General features: G+C 44.4%; 1 protein-coding gene and 2 pseudogenes. All 3 read right to left on the reverse strand.

All coding sequences use genetic code 11. From position 1 onward, the window contains the following. Positions 1 to 361 precede the first annotated feature (361 nt). A complete protein-coding gene (locus E5983_RS09070; protein WP_160333495.1) occupies positions 362 to 868 on the reverse strand; it encodes a GNAT family N-acetyltransferase in 507 nt (168 codons plus the stop codon). Further along, positions 865 to 1,128, reverse strand: a pseudogene (locus E5983_RS09075) (winged helix-turn-helix transcriptional regulator); the annotation flags it as partial. The pseudogene E5983_RS09075 and the gene E5983_RS09070, both read right to left, overlap by 4 nt. Continuing rightward, a pseudogene (locus E5983_RS09080) lies at positions 1,119 to 1,310 on the reverse strand (IS630 family transposase); the annotation flags it as partial. The pseudogenes E5983_RS09080 and E5983_RS09075, both read right to left, overlap by 10 nt.

Consider the following 1,310-nt stretch of genomic DNA (forward strand, 5'->3'; position numbering starts at 1 on the left):
ACCAAGCCACATGTGATTGCCTCTATGCATCGTCTCATTCGAACGATCCATTACCTCATAACGCACAATAAACTTTATGACTATAGTCTTTCTAAAAGTCAATAAGGAATAATTGTGCCATACCATTATAGCACCTTGTGAAAAAAATTGAAAGTCAAGGTGCTGTTTCAGTGTACTCTTTTTTAGGTATTTGGTCTTAAGTTATCTATAAAATCATCAAAAGTTGCCTGTGAGCTAGCCTATTGTAAGAGAAGAGGGATTCCGTGTAAAGGCACGCTAACGCTCAAGGCCTTGACACAAAATCCCCTTCTCTTAGCTTGCCAACTAGGCTCAGCAGGCACCACTCTGCCAAATAAATTGGCTAATTTTTAGAAAAATGGTTGACAAATGGTAGAAAATCAAAAGCTAGACGCTCACTTCCATCCTCCACCCAGATCAGACCGCATTCCACAAACCCATACTTTTCTAAAGCTCCCCGCATGGCTCGATTATCCCGATGAGTGTCAATCCGCAAATAAGAATAAAGCTCCCCACAAGCCGTAAAACAGGCACGAGCCACTCCCCTAGTCCGACCATCTGAAGCCAAACGATGGATCACCCCATGCGACTCCTGACTCCGGAAAGCACCCTCAATCCGCTCGTAGGTCGGATCCGGACCTGGTATCAAGGCAAAAACACCAACCAACCGATCCCCCTCGACACAAACATAAGATTGCCCCACTTCAATATCCGCTTCAATCAGCGCACGAGGCGGATAATCCTCACCCCACTGACTCGGGTTCCCCTGGGCCACCATCAACTGCCGTGCTTGCTGGTAAATCTCCATAATCGGGTCTAGATCACTCCACACAGCTTTACGAATCTTCATAACAGCTCCTCCTGATGCAGAAATTCTATATAGGTCAGTCCCCATTTCTCAACCTCATCCAAGACCCCCTGAAAACTCCTTCCTAATTGCGTCAGGCGGTACTCAACCCGAGGAGGTACCTCTGGATAGACTGTGCGATGGACCAACTTGTCCTTCTCCAATTGCCGCAAATGACGGGTCAGAATACTCTGGGTAATCCCTGGAATATTCCGTTGCAATTCATTAAAACGCTTAGTACCAGTACTTATACTCATTGAAATTCAAAATCTGAAAAAAGCCATTCTCTATGGACAATAGATTTTAGATCAGACCAATGCAAATTTTGAATCACTTCTTGTAGTTTATCTATCACTTCCTCAAGTGTTTTAAAGGCTTTGTTTTTGAATCCTCTTTTACGAATCTCAGTCCACACCTGCTCGATTGGATTCATTTCAGGAGTGTA

Origin of the sequence: Streptococcus danieliae (assembly GCF_009767945.1) — a bacterium.
Lineage (GTDB): Bacteria > Bacillota > Bacilli > Lactobacillales > Streptococcaceae > Streptococcus > Streptococcus danieliae.

What these genes read in the sequence shown, in the direction of transcription:
- E5983_RS09070 (WP_160333495.1), bottom strand. Translation starts at nt 868, where the DNA reads ATGAAGATTCGTAAAGCTGTGTGGAGTGATCTAGACCCGATTATGGAG.